9 protein-coding genes and 1 pseudogene are annotated in these 13,374 nt (G+C 61.5%); 2 read left to right on the plus strand and 8 right to left on the minus strand.

Annotated features, from left to right (window positions below; genetic code table 11):
- Positions 1-93 precede the first annotated feature (93 nt).
- The gene (locus LRS56_11715) at positions 94-1,053 is read left to right on the plus strand and encodes an oxidoreductase (GenBank protein WDU65058.1); all 960 of its coding nucleotides are present in this window, start codon (positions 94-96) and stop codon (positions 1,051-1,053) included.
- Here LRS56_11715 and LRS56_11720 read toward each other — a convergent pair.
- The gene (locus LRS56_11720) at positions 1,043-3,307 is read right to left on the minus strand and encodes an ATP-dependent DNA helicase (GenBank protein WDU65059.1); all 2,265 of its coding nucleotides are present in this window, start codon (positions 3,305-3,307) and stop codon (positions 1,043-1,045) included. The genes LRS56_11715 and LRS56_11720 overlap by 11 nt on opposite strands.
- Positions 3,304-4,953, minus strand: a complete 1,650-nt coding sequence (locus LRS56_11725; protein WDU65060.1) for a VRR-NUC domain-containing protein — start codon at positions 4,951-4,953, stop codon at positions 3,304-3,306. The genes LRS56_11720 and LRS56_11725 overlap by 4 nt, the downstream gene beginning before the upstream one ends.
- A gap of 185 nt (positions 4,954-5,138) precedes the next feature.
- On the opposite strand from LRS56_11725, the gene LRS56_11730 reads away from it, so the two are divergent.
- Positions 5,139-5,363 (plus strand): YgdI/YgdR family lipoprotein, encoded by a 225-nt coding sequence (locus LRS56_11730; GenBank protein ID WDU65061.1) that lies wholly within the window; start codon positions 5,139-5,141, stop codon positions 5,361-5,363.
- Between the two features lie 128 nt (positions 5,364-5,491).
- On the opposite strand, the gene LRS56_11735 is transcribed toward LRS56_11730, so the two are convergent.
- The 6 genes and pseudogenes from LRS56_11735 to LRS56_11760 all read right to left on the minus strand — a co-directional run bounded on the left by LRS56_11735 (position 5,492) and on the right by LRS56_11760 (position 13,297).
- Positions 5,492-6,901, minus strand: a complete 1,410-nt coding sequence (locus LRS56_11735) for a lipase (protein WDU65062.1) — start codon at positions 6,899-6,901, stop codon at positions 5,492-5,494.
- A gap of 34 nt (positions 6,902-6,935) precedes the next feature.
- Positions 6,936-8,288 (minus strand): TolC family outer membrane protein, encoded by a 1,353-nt coding sequence (locus LRS56_11740; protein ID WDU65063.1) that lies wholly within the window; start codon positions 8,286-8,288, stop codon positions 6,936-6,938.
- A gap of 2 nt (positions 8,289-8,290) precedes the next feature.
- Complete coding sequence (locus LRS56_11745) at positions 8,291-9,592, minus strand: HlyD family type I secretion periplasmic adaptor subunit (GenBank protein ID WDU65064.1); 1,302 nt, start codon at positions 9,590-9,592, stop codon at positions 8,291-8,293.
- Positions 9,589-11,341: pseudogene (locus tag LRS56_11750) on the minus strand (type I secretion system permease/ATPase). The gene LRS56_11745 and the pseudogene LRS56_11750 overlap by 4 nt, the downstream one beginning before the upstream one ends.
- A 103-nt stretch (positions 11,342-11,444) precedes the next feature.
- Positions 11,445-11,813 (minus strand): protease inhibitor Inh/omp19 family protein, encoded by a 369-nt coding sequence (locus LRS56_11755; protein ID WDU65065.1) that lies wholly within the window; start codon positions 11,811-11,813, stop codon positions 11,445-11,447.
- Positions 11,814-11,863: 50 nt separating this feature from the next.
- A complete protein-coding gene (locus LRS56_11760; GenBank protein ID WDU65066.1) occupies positions 11,864-13,297 on the minus strand; it encodes a serralysin family metalloprotease in 1,434 nt (477 codons plus the stop codon).
- Between the last annotated feature and the right edge of the window lie 77 nt (positions 13,298-13,374).

Genomic DNA, 13,374 nt, shown 5'->3' on the forward strand with positions numbered 1-13,374 from the left:
GCTCCGGACGATCGCGACAGAATTACAGACTTTAGGCTATTCCGCGTCCGACCTCTAAAAAACACTATAGAGCTCCCTGAGTGGAGTGCCTTTATGAACAGCAAGCAAACCCCAATTAACAGTGGATTCGACGGCGCAACGACAGCGACACAAGCGTTGGCGAATAAAGATTTACGCGGTATGTCCGCCATCGTGACCGGCGGCTATTCCGGCATTGGGCTGGAAGCAGTGCGGACGTTGGCCGGCGCGGGTGCACAGGTGATCGTGCCCGCACGCGACTTGATCAAGGCCGAGCGCAATTTACGTGGCATTCAGGGCGTTGAACTGGCGAGCCTGGATTTACTCGATCCGCTGTCCATAGACCGTTTCGCGCAAAATTTCCTGGCGTCCGGCCGGGCTTTGCCTCTGTTGGTCAACAGCGCAGGGATCATGGCGACCCCGCTGCAGCGCAATGCCAATGGCGTAGAAGCGCAGTTCGCCACCAACCATCTGGGCCATTTCCAACTGACCGCCAGGCTGTGGCCGGCCCTGTGCAAAGCTGACGGCGCACGCGTGGTGGCGGTCTCGTCACTCGGTCATCGCCTGAGCCCGCTGCATTTCGAAGACCCGCAGTTTGATCAGCGCACCTATGACAAGTGGCTCGCCTATGGCCAGTCAAAAACCGCCAACGCGCTGTTTGCCGTGGCGCTGGATCAGCGAGGCGAATCCAACGGCGTGCGCGCGTTTTCCGTACATCCTGGCGAAATCCTTACCGATCTGGTTCGCTACCTGGACAAGGACGACCTGGCATTTGTCGGCGCATTGGATGAACAAGGCAATATTCGTTCGGCCAGTCATTACAAGAGCGCCGAACAAGGTGCTGCGACGATGGTGTGGTGTGGCGTCAGCCCTCAACTCGATGGGCTGGGTGGCCTGTATTGTGAAGACTGTGATGTGGCGGCCCTCGCTCAGGATGAAACCAAGCGCAGCGGCGTCTACCCCTGGGCCATGGATCCGGAGCAGGCCCAGCGGTTGTGGGTGTTGAGCGAGCAACTGAGCGGCGTCACGTTTTAGTCACCGGCGCCCACCACCGCGGCAACAACTGGCGCACCCGTGCCTCGCCGAAGCGATCGTCGATCAACATCACTACGCCCCTGTCCTGCTGGCTACGAATCACCCTCCCCGCCGCCTGCACGACTTTTTGGATGCCAGGATACAAATACGTGTAGTCATAACCGGCACCGAAGATCGCGCCCATGCGCGCCTTCATTTGCTCGTTGATCGGGTTCAATTGCGGCAACCCCAGGGTGGCGATAAAGGCGCCGATCAGGCGTGCGCCGGGCAGGTCGATACCTTCGCCGAACGCGCCGCCCAGCACGGCAAAGCCGATGCCCTGGCTGTGTTCGGTGAAGGCATCGAGAAACGCCTGGCGCTCAGCCTCGGCCATGCCGCGTGATTGCGCCCACAGGGCTATCTGCGGGTGCCTCTGGGCCATCAGCTGCGCCACCTGTTGCAGGTAGTCAAAGCTTGAGAAAAACGCCAGATAGTTGCCCGGTTGCGTGGCGAACTGGTGGGCGATCAAGTCGACGATCGGTTCCAGCGATGCCTGGCGGTGCACAAAGCGCGTGGAAATTTCATCGACGATGCGCACCCGCAATTGCTCGGCCTTGAACGGCGATTCCACATCAACCCACGCGGTATCTGCGGGCAAGCCCAGCAAGTCGGCGTAATAGTGGCGCGGGCTCAGGGTGGCAGAAAACAGCACGCTGCTGCGGGCCGCCGTCAATCGAGGGCGAATGAACTCGGCGGGTACCACATTGCGCAGGCACAGGGTTGAACTGCTGCGCTTGCCACTGAACTCGCGCTTGCTGATATCAAAGATGAAGTGCTCGTTGAACAGCTCCGCGACCTTGGCAAATTGCAGGGCCTCAAAGTAGAAGGCTTGCAGGTCCCCCGCCAGCGCCTCGGGATGGTCATTGAAGTAGTCGCCCATGGCGCTGGCGCACGAACTCAGGGCCAGCAGCAGTTTTTCCGGCCGTGCGGCATAGGCTTGATAAGGTGCGAGCTGGTCCTTGTGCAGCGCATTCCATTCGCGGTTCAGGCGCTGCAGGGGTTTCTTCAATGGTGCGGGGGCTGTGTCGCGCAGGGTCTTGAGGCTGTACTGGTCGAGGCTGGCGCTGTACATCGAACGGGCGCGTTCCACCAGGTTGTGGGCCTCGTCCACCAGCACTGCCGCACGCCACTGGTTGAGCTGGGCCAGGCCGAAGAGCATGGCGCCAAAATCGAAATAGTAGTTGTAGTCGGCGACCACCAGGTCGGCCCAGCGCGCCATTTCCTGGCTCAGGTAATAGGGGCACACCTCGTGGGCCAAGGCCACGTCGCGCAGGTTGCGCTGGTCCAGCAGGCGCACCTTGGAGGCGGCGATGCGCGCAGCCGGCAAGCGATCGTAGAAACCCTTGGCCAACGGGCAGGAATCGCCGTGACAGGCTTTGTCCAGGTGTTCGCAGGCTTTGTCCCTCGCCACCAACTCCAGAACGCGCAGTTGCAACTCGGGGCTGCTGCTGAACAGCACCTGCGACGCATCGAGGGCGAGCTTGCGCCCAGGGGTCTTGGCGGTCAGAAAGAACACCTTGTCCAGTTGCTGCGGCGCCAGGGCTTTGAGCAGCGGGAAGATCGTGCCGATGGTTTTGCCGATCCCGGTAGGTGCCTGGGCCATCAGGCAGCGGCCGGTGGTGACGGCCTTGTACACCGATTCGGCGAGGGCGCGCTGACCGGGGCGAAAGTCGGGATGGGGAAAGCCCAAGGCTTTGGCGGCGCTGTTACGGGCTTCGCGGTGCTGCATTTCCTGCTCGGCCCAGCCGAGGAACAAGGCACATTGCTGGTTGAAGAACACCTCCAGTTCGGCGGCCTGAGCGCGCTGGTTGAGCACGGTCTCGCCTTCACCGACGATGTCGAAGTACACCAACGCCAGGTCAATGTCCGTGAGGCCGAGCTTTTGGCACATCAGCCAGCCGTACACCTTGACCTGGGCCCAATGCAGCTGTCGGTGGTTGGCAGGTTGGGCGTCGAGGTCGCCGCGATAGGTCTTGACCTCTTCGAGGCGATTGGCATCCGGGTCATAGCCGTCGGCCCTGCCCCGCACCTTGAGCTGCTGGTATTCGCCGTCCAGCGCCACTTCGTTCTGGTAGTGGGCGCTACGCCGCGAGGCGACGGTGCGATGCCCGGCAATGCCTTCCTGCGCGCTGGGCGACGGCGTAAAGCGCAGGTCCAGGTCGCCGACCTTGGCCGTGAACTCGCACAGCGCCCGCACGGCTACGGTGTAGCTCAAGCCGGTTGCTCCGCCCAGCGCACATAACAAACGGTGACCGGCATCTGGTATTCACCGCAGAACTCCAGCCAACGCAACTGGTTGTCTTGCAGGCGATCGCCGGGGCCCTTGACCTCGATCATCCGGTAGGTCTTTTGCGCCGGCCAGAACTGGATCAGGTCCGGCATGCCGGCGCGGTTGGCACGGATATCCAGCAACAGCCGCTCGAACCAATAGCGCAGATGCTCGGCGGGCAGGCATTCCAGGGCTTGTTCCAGCAGCTCTTCACTCAACAGGTTCCAGAACACGAAGGGCGATTGAATGCCCCACTTGTCGCGGTAGCGCTGGCGCAAGGTGGTCTTGTAGCGCTCATCCTGCAGTTGCTCGAAACACGCGGCAAACAACGCTGCACGGCGCTGGTGGAAGTCTTCGCTGTGCAGGTCCGCCGGCCCGCGCTGGAAGGGGTGGAAAAACGCACCCGGCAGCGGCGCGAAAATCGCCTCCCAGCACAGCAGGCCGAACAGCGAATTGATCAGGCCGTTTTCCACATAATGCACCGGCGCATCAGGCTCGCTGAGGTGCGCCTGCACGCAGTACTCCACCGACATCAGCGGGTCTGCAGGCATGAGGGCCAGGTCCAGACGCGTGACCTGCCGGGGCTTGGCCTTGGGCAAGGCCGGCTCGCCCAGCTTGCGGCGCAGGCGTGGTAACACCCGCAACAGGTGTTGCTGTTCGGCGGGGCTTTCCGGCGCCTCTTGCGCGACATTTGCCAGGGCCATGGCCTGGGCGAAATCCTCCTGGCGTTCCAGCACGCGGATCAGCCGTGCGCGGGCGCCGGGGTAAGTACAGGCGCGGTAGATCTGCTGCGCCAGGCCCAGTTCGGCGCTGCGCTCGCAGTATTGGCCGATCTGAAACAACAGCTTGGCCCGACGTTTTTCCAGCCAGGGGTTGTCGGTGCTCAGCGTCGCGACCTGCGCCAGCACCGCCTCCAGCGCCTCGCCGGCTTCAAATGCTTGCTGGCACTGGTGCAGGAACAGAAACCCGAGCACGTCATCGCGGGTGCGCAAGCCACGGGATTCGGCGCAGAACTCGACCTTTTCATAGGTGTAGATGCCCAGGTCCGCCAGCACGAATTCGGACCAGTCCTGGTGCAGGTTGCCGAAGAACATCAAGCGCAGGCGGTCGCACAACGGCATCACGGTGAGGCTGTACAGGCTATCGGCCAGATCGGGACACCACTGCGCAAAACTGCGCGGCTCGCTGAATTGCGCCGCCAAACCCTCCAGCCAATCGGTTTTCCTGGCTTTGGGCTGGTCGATCCAGGGTTTGAAGGCTCCGAGGATTTCGCCCTTTTGCAGCAATCCGAACAGCTCTTCAAAGGCCAGCAGGCCGTGCGCGTCAACCCAGCCGAGTTCCAGCAATGGCCTGGCAGCGACGTGGGGGCAACCGATCTCCAGGTAATTGAGCTTGCCCGCACGAAAATGCACACCCTTGCGCATCACCATGCGCACCAATAGCGCCTGGGACGGTTGCGCCAACCTGTCAAATTGCTGAATGAAATGCTGTTCGTCAGGGTCGAGCAGATCTGCATAGCGTTGCCCCAGCCAATGCAGGACCTGGCGGAAGTTATGCAGGTAATAGAGCGGATTTTCGAGGGGGTTGGCCATGGTACGCATTGATCAAATACTGGTTATGCATACAGAGTGCCGCCGCAAACGCCTGGTTGCAATGGCTAATGGATAAATGGCGCACGCAACTTTCTGCATAAAAGTGATCAGATGGGGAGTCGATGGCGTAACATTTGTCGCCCGCGCCCCTGGCGTGGGACTTTTCAAGGTCAAAGGTAAGGGTAATGAACATGAAGAATTTGGGTCTGCCACTGGTTGCACTCACTTTTCTGGCATTGGCCGGTTGCGCGACGCAAACCGTAGTGACGCTGCAAAATGGTACTCAGTATTTGACCAGGGACACCCCAAAAACCAAGACCGCCGACGGTTTCTACGAGTTCACCGACATCGCCGGCAAGCGCATTCGGGTGAAGGCCGATGACGTGGCCACGGTCCGCAAGGAAGACTAAACAACGCCGATCAAATGTGGGAGCTGGCTTGCCTGCGATGGCATCAACTCGTTCCTCCTGCCAAACCGAGTCGTGCGCATCGCAGGCAAGCCAGCTCCCACCTTGATCGGGTTATCACCTCACATCAGCTAACGACCACCCCCCTCCCCCGACCAACCATTGACCCCCACCAACGTCACCGAATCCCCGCCCACACTGATCAGCGTATCCGCGCCGTGCTCACGGTAATCCACACGGCCCTCGACGTCCTGGAACACCAACTTGTCCGTCGGTTGGTAGCCAATGATCCGATCCTGACCAAAGTGCCCGCTGAACAGAAAGGTGTTATGCCCGCTGTTGTCGCGAATCGTGTCATTGCCCTTGCCGCCCTCGATAAAGTCCGCGCCCTTGCCCCCCTGGATCAGGTCATTGCCGTCACTGCCGATGATGAAGGTATTGCCCTTGTGCGGCTCGGCATTGCGGTTGAGGTCCTGTACCCAGGTGTTGGCCCGTGCCGGGTCCGACAGGTTGGCGACGATAATCGTCGAGTCACGGGTCATCTGTTCGTAGAAGCCGGACTCTAGGATGCGCGTCATGCCATCGCCATACCCGGTGGGCAAATGCGAGACCCAGGTGGGCAGGTTGGTGATGGAAAACGGCAGCACATTCCACAGCGTCGAGGCGTAGTGGTCATTGAAGCTGACGATGTTGTCGGTGGTCGATTCATGGGGCTTGTCGTGAACGCCCAGGGACGACCAGTTGACGGAGGAGCCGTCCAGCGCACGGAATACCGGGTCATTCTCATAACCAACGTTGAGCACCTTGTCCCCCGCGCTCTGGGTCGGCGACGCGTAGGCCACGTAATTGGCATCCTTGTAGAACCCCGACCATTGGCTGTTGCTCAGGTCCGCCAGGCTGTTGACCGCCAGCCCGCCGAGGCTGTGGCCGCTGACCACTACGTCGTGGCCGCTCAGGCCGTGCGCGCCGGCAAACTCGGCCACGGTTTTGAGCAAGCCGCCAAACGCTTCGCCAGCGTAGTTCTTCGCGTAGTCCTTGGGGCCCAGCGCCGCCAGCAAGTCGCTGACCAGATCACCGATGGAATCGCTGATCAAGCTCTCCCGCGGGCCGGAGGTGCCGCGAAAACCGATGCCGATTTCCAGCAGCTTGCCGGCGTCATCGTACTTGCCCAGGACTTCGACCTGCGCCGTGGTGTAGCCGGCCTTTTCGCCAAAGAACGTGCCCCGCGCATCGACCTTGCCGCCGTAGCCCAGGGCGCTGGCGCTGATGGGGGTCCAGCCGACTTCATGGAGCGCGTCAAGGGCGGCTTTTTCCGAGTCGGGGTTCCACGGGATACCGGGGATCACCCCTTGGGAATCGGTGCTGCCAAGCACTGCTCCGACCAGTGTGGCCGGCAGGCCTAGCCCCAAGCCATTGTGCTGGTAGCCCACGGCAAAGCCGTTATCCAGGTTGTGGTAGGTATACAGGGTGATCGCCATGGCATCGGCGAACAATGCTTTGGAGCCCTCGACCCCGAGGTTTTTATAGTCAAACACACCCATGTTAGTGCCTCTCTTGTTGTTGGAATCGGGAATGTCACCTTGAAATGCTTTTTGGCTCAGCGGGGCCAAATGCTTCGTCGACCTTGGCCAGGTCGGTATCGCGCAAATTACCCGCGTAGTAATGCAATTTGGTCCAGGCCATCAAATAGTCGTAGCGCGCCTGGGCCAGGTCGCGGCGCGTGCTGTAGAGCTGCTGCTCGGCGTTCAACGCATCAAGGTTGACCCGCTCGCCGCCGAGGATGCTTTGTTTGGTCGACACCACCAGCGCTTCCGCTGACGCCAGGGCCTTTTGATAGGCGCGCAATTTGCTCACCCCCGACAGGCAGGCGCTGAACTGCCGACGCAGCTCGATCAGGGTTTCGCGGGTCTTGCCTTCCAGCTCGTACTCGGCCTGCTCCATGGCGCGGCTGGCCTGGCGGGTGGAGGCCGAGATGCCGCCACCGGCATACAGCGGCAGGCTGACTTCAATCCCGATGGTGTTGGTGTCGTAGCGCTGGTTGTAAGTGTTGCCGCTGTCCGACTCCTGCTGGCGCGAGCTGGCATACGCTGTGACCTTGGGCAAATGCCCGGCGCGGTTGCGTTCCACCTCATAACGCGCCACTTCCAGCGCCTGGCGCTGCGAGGCCAGGGTCGGGTTGTTGCTGATCGCCAGTTCATGCCAAGTGTCGAAGTTGGCCGGGGTCAGCGTGAACGCGGCGAAACCCTGGTTCAACGGCGCGAGGTCGTGGATGTTGACGCTCTGTACGCCAATCAATGCGCCCAGTTCACGCAGCGAAGCATCCTGCTCATCCAGCGCCTGGATCTCTTCGGCGGTGGCCAGCTCATAGCGCGACTCGGCTTCGAGAATATCGGTGCGCGTGCCCTCGCCTTGCTGGAACAGGTGCTGGTTCTGCTGAAACTGCTGCTCGAATGCCTTCTTTTTGGCGCGGGCAATGTCGATCTGGTCCTGGGCAAACAGCGCCTGGGTGTAATAGCTCAGCACCCGCACCAGCAGCGCCTGGCTCTTGTCGCGAAAGCTTTCATCGGCGAACAGCGCCTGGGCCACGCCTTTGCGGTAGTTGGCGTAGGCTTCATAGTCGAACAGCGGCTGTTGCAGGCTGAAGGTCGAGCCGTAGCTGTTGTAGTTGCGGTCGTCGTGATAATTGCCGCCGCGCCCGTCCGGCAAGGTGGCCTGGGAGTTGTTGCGGCCCTTGTTGTAGTTATAGGACAGCCTGGGCAGCAGGCCGGCGCGGCCGATGGTGCGGTTTTCCAGGCCTGCGTCGCGCTCCTTGATGGCGCCCAGGAATACCGGATCATTGCGCAGGGCCTGCTCATACACATCGAACGGGCCCATGGCGGCCTGGGCATTGGCGCAGGTCAACAGCAAGGCGATAAACACGTGCTTCATGCTCATTCCTCGGTCAACGCTGAGCCGGCGCGATCCAGCAGCGGCTTGAACAGGTAATTGAGCAAGGAGCGCTCGCCGGTGCGCACAAACATCTCGGCGGGCATGCCCGGCTTGATCACCAGTCCGTGGAGTTTTTCCAGCGCGGCGTCGCTGACCGTGGTGCGCAGCACGTAATACGGCGCGCCGGTTTTTTCATCGAGCATCTGGTCGGCGGAAATCAGGCTGACCTCACCCGGCACGCGGGGTGTGCGGCTTTGGTTGAAGGCGGTGAAGAGGATATCGACTGGCAAGTGCGTGCCGACCTTGTCCACCAGATGCACCGGCAAATGCCCTTCGACTTCCAGGCGCGTGCCTTGGGGCACGATTTCCAGCAGGGTTTCACCGGCACGCACCACCGCGCCCTCGGTGTGCACGCTGAGATTGACCGCGATGCCATCCGCCGGGGCGTTGATCTCGCTGTGTTGCAGGTCAAACCCGGCCGAGGTGAGTTGCTGCTCCAGGGTCAGGCTGCGCAGTTGCGCGTCGGCCAACTGGCTGCGCACTTCCTTCTGGTATTCCTCGCTGTGCTGCTGCAGTTTGAGGCGCGATTCGAGGATGCCCTGCTCCACGCGGCCACTTTCGCCGGTGTTCTGCGCCAGGTCCTGCTGCACCTGGGACAGCTGGCGTTGGTACTCCATCAACCGGTTGCGCGGGATGTAGCCGTTGTCCGCCAGGGGCTGCAGGTTGCTCAGTTGATCGCGCAGGGATTGGGCCTGGGCGGTCAAGTCGCTGCGGGCACGGCGCATGCCAGCGAGTTGCGCGGTGGCTCCGTCGATATTGGCGCGAATCCCTGCCTGTTCACGGGCAAAGGCTTCGCGACGGCTGCTGAACAGTTGGCGCTGGCCTTCCAGCACCAGCGCCAGGGCTGGGTCGGGGTCGGCGCTCAGCTCAGCGGGAAAGGTGATGCTGGATTGGTTGTCGCGCTCGCTTTGCCAGCGGGCCACGCTGGCCCAGGCCATGCGGTACTGGGCTTGCAGGGATTGCACATCGGCCCTGTTCTGGGTCTGGTCGAGGCGAAACAGCGGCTGGCCCTGTTTCACCAGCTCGCCCTCCTTCACCAGAATCCGGCTGACCACGCCGGGGCTGAAGGTTTGCACCGCCTTGCGTTTGCCCGACACCACCACCGTGCCTTGTACCGGAATGCCCTGATCCAGGGGCGCCAGGCTGGCCCACAGGAAAAATCCACCGGCGCAGAGTACCGTCAGCCACCAGCCCAAACGCACGAAAAAACCCGCGTCGCGTTGCTCAAAAGTGATGCTGCTCATGCGCCTGGATTCCTTCCGGCTTGATACTGACGACTGAAACTCACCCCGGGCTTTTCCCTCGGGGCTTCCTGCTGACCGGACAACGCCCGCAGCACTTCCTGACTTGGTCCGAACGCCTGCAAGCGCCCTTCGTTGAGCACCAGCAACTTGTCGGCCTGGGCCAACGCCGAAGAACGATGGGTCACCAGCACCACACTGCTGCCCTGGGCCTTCATCTGCACGATGGCGCTGGCCAGCGCGGCTTCGCCGACGGTATCGAGGTTGGAGTTGGGTTCATCCAGCACGATCAGGCGCGGCCCGCCGTACAGCGCACGCGCCAGGGCCACGCGTTGTTTCTGGCCGCCGGACAGGCCGCCACCGTTGTCGCCCAACAGCGTGTCGTAGCCTTGCGGCAAGCGCAGGATCAGTTCATGCACGCCGGCCTGTTGCGCGGCGCGCACCACTTGCTCAGGGTCGGCCTCGCGAAAGCGCGCGATGTTGTCGGCAATGCTGCCGCTGAACAGCTCGATGTCCTGCGGCAGATAGCCGATATGCGGGCCGAGGTCGTCGCGGTCCCAGCGATGGATATCCGCACCGTCCAGGCGCACGGTGCCGGCCAGGGTTGGCCATACGCCCACCAGCACACGGGCCAGGGTGGATTTGCCGGAACCCGAGGCGCCGAGCACGCCTAGCACTTCGCCAGCGCCGAGGTTGAAGCTGACCTGATGCAGGATGGGCATGCGCTGCCCGGGCGGGCCGGCACTGACCTGTTCGAAACTCACCTGCCCTTTGGGCGCCGGCAGCTTCATCTGCTCCACTTCCGGTGGAAACTCGCGCAGTAAGTCATCCAGCCGCTGGTAGGCCAATTTGGCCGAACTCCACTGCTTCCACACCGCAATCAACTGATCGATGGGGCTCAGCACGCGGCCCATCAGGATCGAGCCGGCGATCATCATCCCGGCCGTCATATCGCCCCTGATCACCAGCAGTGCGCCCAGCCCCAGCACCAGCGATTGCAGGCACAGGCGCAGGGATTTGCTCAGGGAGGTGATCACCGAGCCGGTATCGCTGGCGCTGTTCTGCAAGCCTAGAAACTGCGAATGCACGGCGAACCAGCGCGTGCGCAACGCGCCGAGCATGCCCATGGCCTGGATGGTCTCGGCATTGTGCAAATGGCTGGTGGCCAACTGGGTCGATTGTTGGGAGTAACCGCTGGCTTCGCCCAATGGTTTTTTGGTCAGGTATTCGTTGAGGCACGCCAGGCCGATCAACAGCAGCGCGCCGGCGGTGGCCAACACGCCGAGCCACACGTTGAACAGGAAAATCACAAACAGATAGATGGGAAACCACGGCGCATCAAAAAACGCGAACAGCGCTGGCCCGGTGATGAATTGGCGGATCTGGGTCAAGTCGCCCAGGGACTGCCCCGCATGCCCCCTGGCCGCGCTGCAGGTTGCGTTCAAACGCGGCCTTGTACACGCGCAAGTTGAAGCGCCGCTCCAACTGGCTACCAATACGGATCACGATAAAACTGCGGATGACTTCCAGCAGGCCAATAAACGCAAAGAACCCCACGACCATCAGCGTCAACATCACCAGGGTGGTTTCATTCTGGGAGGACAGCACGCGGTCATACACTTGCAGCATGTAAATCGACGGCACCAGCATCAGCAGGTTAATCAGTGCGGTAAAGCAACCAATGCTGATCAAGATGCTCTTGTATTCACCCAGCGCCTTGAATAAGGGCGCAACGGCAGGGGACTTCGCCATAGTGTTTGATCTTCTCTGAGCGAAAGACGGGCAATAGTTGCCCCAACCCCTGAGTACGAGGCGGCCAACTATTAAAATCGGGTTATAGCGTTATAACGAACAACTAAGGCGCTCGTTGCAATACAACTTCGCTGCCGGAAGGCGTGCGTCCTTTATATTCGCCTTCTTTCTGGCGATTCAAATGCGTAATACCGCTGCCTTCGGCATTCATCAGCCAGATGCCATCGGGGGTCGGCGACCAGCTCAGGGGTTTGTCCCCGAGCCATTGTTCGGCGCACGCCACATCACCGGCCAAGGCATTCGCCTGTTCCAGCAAGTCCAGCGCACAGACCTTGCCCTGCTGGTGCAACTGCCAGTGGCCGGCTAATTGTGCGGTGGTGGGTAAAACAAGACTGCTCGCCATGACGTGGGCTCCTGCCGACACGAACATCACCTGCATAACGCAGGCGATCAGTTGAAAAAAACGGCTCAATTGCAAGCTCCTTCCTGGAAGGCGCGGCGCCGAAACGCCGCGCCCGTGCATCACGCCACGATGTCGCCGACGGCTGCCTGGCCTACGGTGGTGACGAGGAAATCCGCCACGCCGTGCCCGGAGAAGTCGACGGCCAAGGTACCCAGGTTGGTGCCTGCCGCGTAGCTCAGCACCGCATCGCCGGCATGCCCGGTGAAGGCATTGACGAAGGTCAGGCCCGCGCCTTTGGTGATGCCGCTGAGGTCGATCTTGTCGGAACCGGAGGTAAAGTCAAAGATCTTGTCCGCGGCACCCGGCCGGGAATCGGAGCTGGCGCCGAACACAAACGTGTCATTGCCCGCGCCGCCCCACAGTTGGTCCGCCCCGCCACCGCCGTAGATGAGGTCGTTGCCGGCACCGCCCTTGATCACGTTGGCCGCGTTGTTGCCGATGATCAGGTCGTTGCCCGCACCACCGAAGGCGTTTTCGATAGTCACGCCCTTGGCAATGGACACGTTACCCACCAAGCCGCCAACGTCGGAGAACGAAGCCTCATTGAGGTTGATCTTCTGGTTTTGGGTAAAACCGGAGAAGTCCAGGGTGTCATTGCCACCGCCGTCCCACACCGAAAACACCAGTTTGTCGGCATTCGAGGTGGCGCTGAGAAAATCCCGCCCGGTGTTGGAGTTGAAGCCGTAGGTGGTGTCGCCGGCGCGGGTGTTGTAGTTGGCGCCGTAGAGCTTCTGGATCGCCGCGATATCGTCGATCAGCGGGCCGGACGCGTAGGCCTCGACCCCGCCTTTGCTGAAGTTCTGGTTAGTATTGCTCTCGCTCCAGTAGCTCATCAGGCTGTAGCCGCGCGTGTCCTGTCCATAGGTCGCGTCGTTGTAGGTCGGGTTGCCATTCCCGGCGTTGTAGTCGCCAGGGTGAGCCAGGCCCAGGGTGTGGCCGATTTCGTGGGTGAGGGTCTGCCGGCCGTAGTTGTTAAGGTCCGGGGTTTTGTTTGGCGTATAGCTGTTGTTGGTCAGGTACCACGACGTGCCGTCGTAGCCTGCACCGGTGCCGGGCAGGTAAGCGAAGGCTGCCGCGCCATCCTGGCCGCTGCTGTAGTTGCCGAAGGTCATGTGGCCGTCACCGCCGGTGGCTTTCTCGGTGAAGGTGACGTTGGCCACGTCCGCCCAGGATTGCATGGCCAGTACGGCCTGTGCTTTTTGCTGTGCGTTGAACTGGCTGAAGCCCGCGATGCCATGTTTGTTCATGGTGCTCGAGGAGGCCGAGGTCAGGAAGGTGTAGGTCAGGTCGATCTTGCCGTTGCCGTCAAAATCCCGGTACGCGGCGCCGTCGCGCAGCAGCTGGGTAGCCGCTTGGTCAACGGTATAGGAGGGTTTGCCATTGACCGTGAGGTTGCCGCCACGGTCATACAAATGGCTGAAGCTATCGATTTGCGAGTAAGCGGTACTGGCTTGCGCCGCCGACACAATAGCCTTGTCTTTTACTTTTGACATAAACGTACTTCCTTGTTTGCAAGTTCATCAGTCTTTGATCGATAGGAACCCCGCGGGCGAGATCGTCCTATCACTCG

Source organism: Pseudomonas poae, assembly GCA_028869255.1.
In the GTDB taxonomy this organism is placed as follows: Bacteria; Pseudomonadota; Gammaproteobacteria; order Pseudomonadales; family Pseudomonadaceae; genus Aquipseudomonas; species Aquipseudomonas poae_C.

Bases quoted from the DNA above. Each gene is read 5' to 3' on its own strand.
- LRS56_11760 (WDU65066.1), bottom strand. From the start codon at position 13,297: ATGTCAAAAGTAAAAGACAAGGCTATTGTGTCGGCGGCGCAAGCCAGT.
- LRS56_11715 (WDU65058.1), top strand. From the start codon at position 94: ATGAACAGCAAGCAAACCCCAATTAACAGTGGATTCGACGGCGCAACG.
- LRS56_11745 (WDU65064.1), bottom strand. From the start codon at position 9,592: ATGAGCAGCATCACTTTTGAGCAACGCGACGCGGGTTTTTTCGTGCGT.
- LRS56_11735 (WDU65062.1), bottom strand. From the start codon at position 6,901: ATGGGTGTGTTTGACTATAAAAACCTCGGGGTCGAGGGCTCCAAAGCA.
- LRS56_11725 (WDU65060.1), bottom strand. From the start codon at position 4,953: ATGGCCAACCCCCTCGAAAATCCGCTCTATTACCTGCATAACTTCCGC.
- LRS56_11730 (WDU65061.1), top strand. From the start codon at position 5,139: ATGAACATGAAGAATTTGGGTCTGCCACTGGTTGCACTCACTTTTCTG.
- LRS56_11740 (WDU65063.1), bottom strand. From the start codon at position 8,288: ATGAAGCACGTGTTTATCGCCTTGCTGTTGACCTGCGCCAATGCCCAG.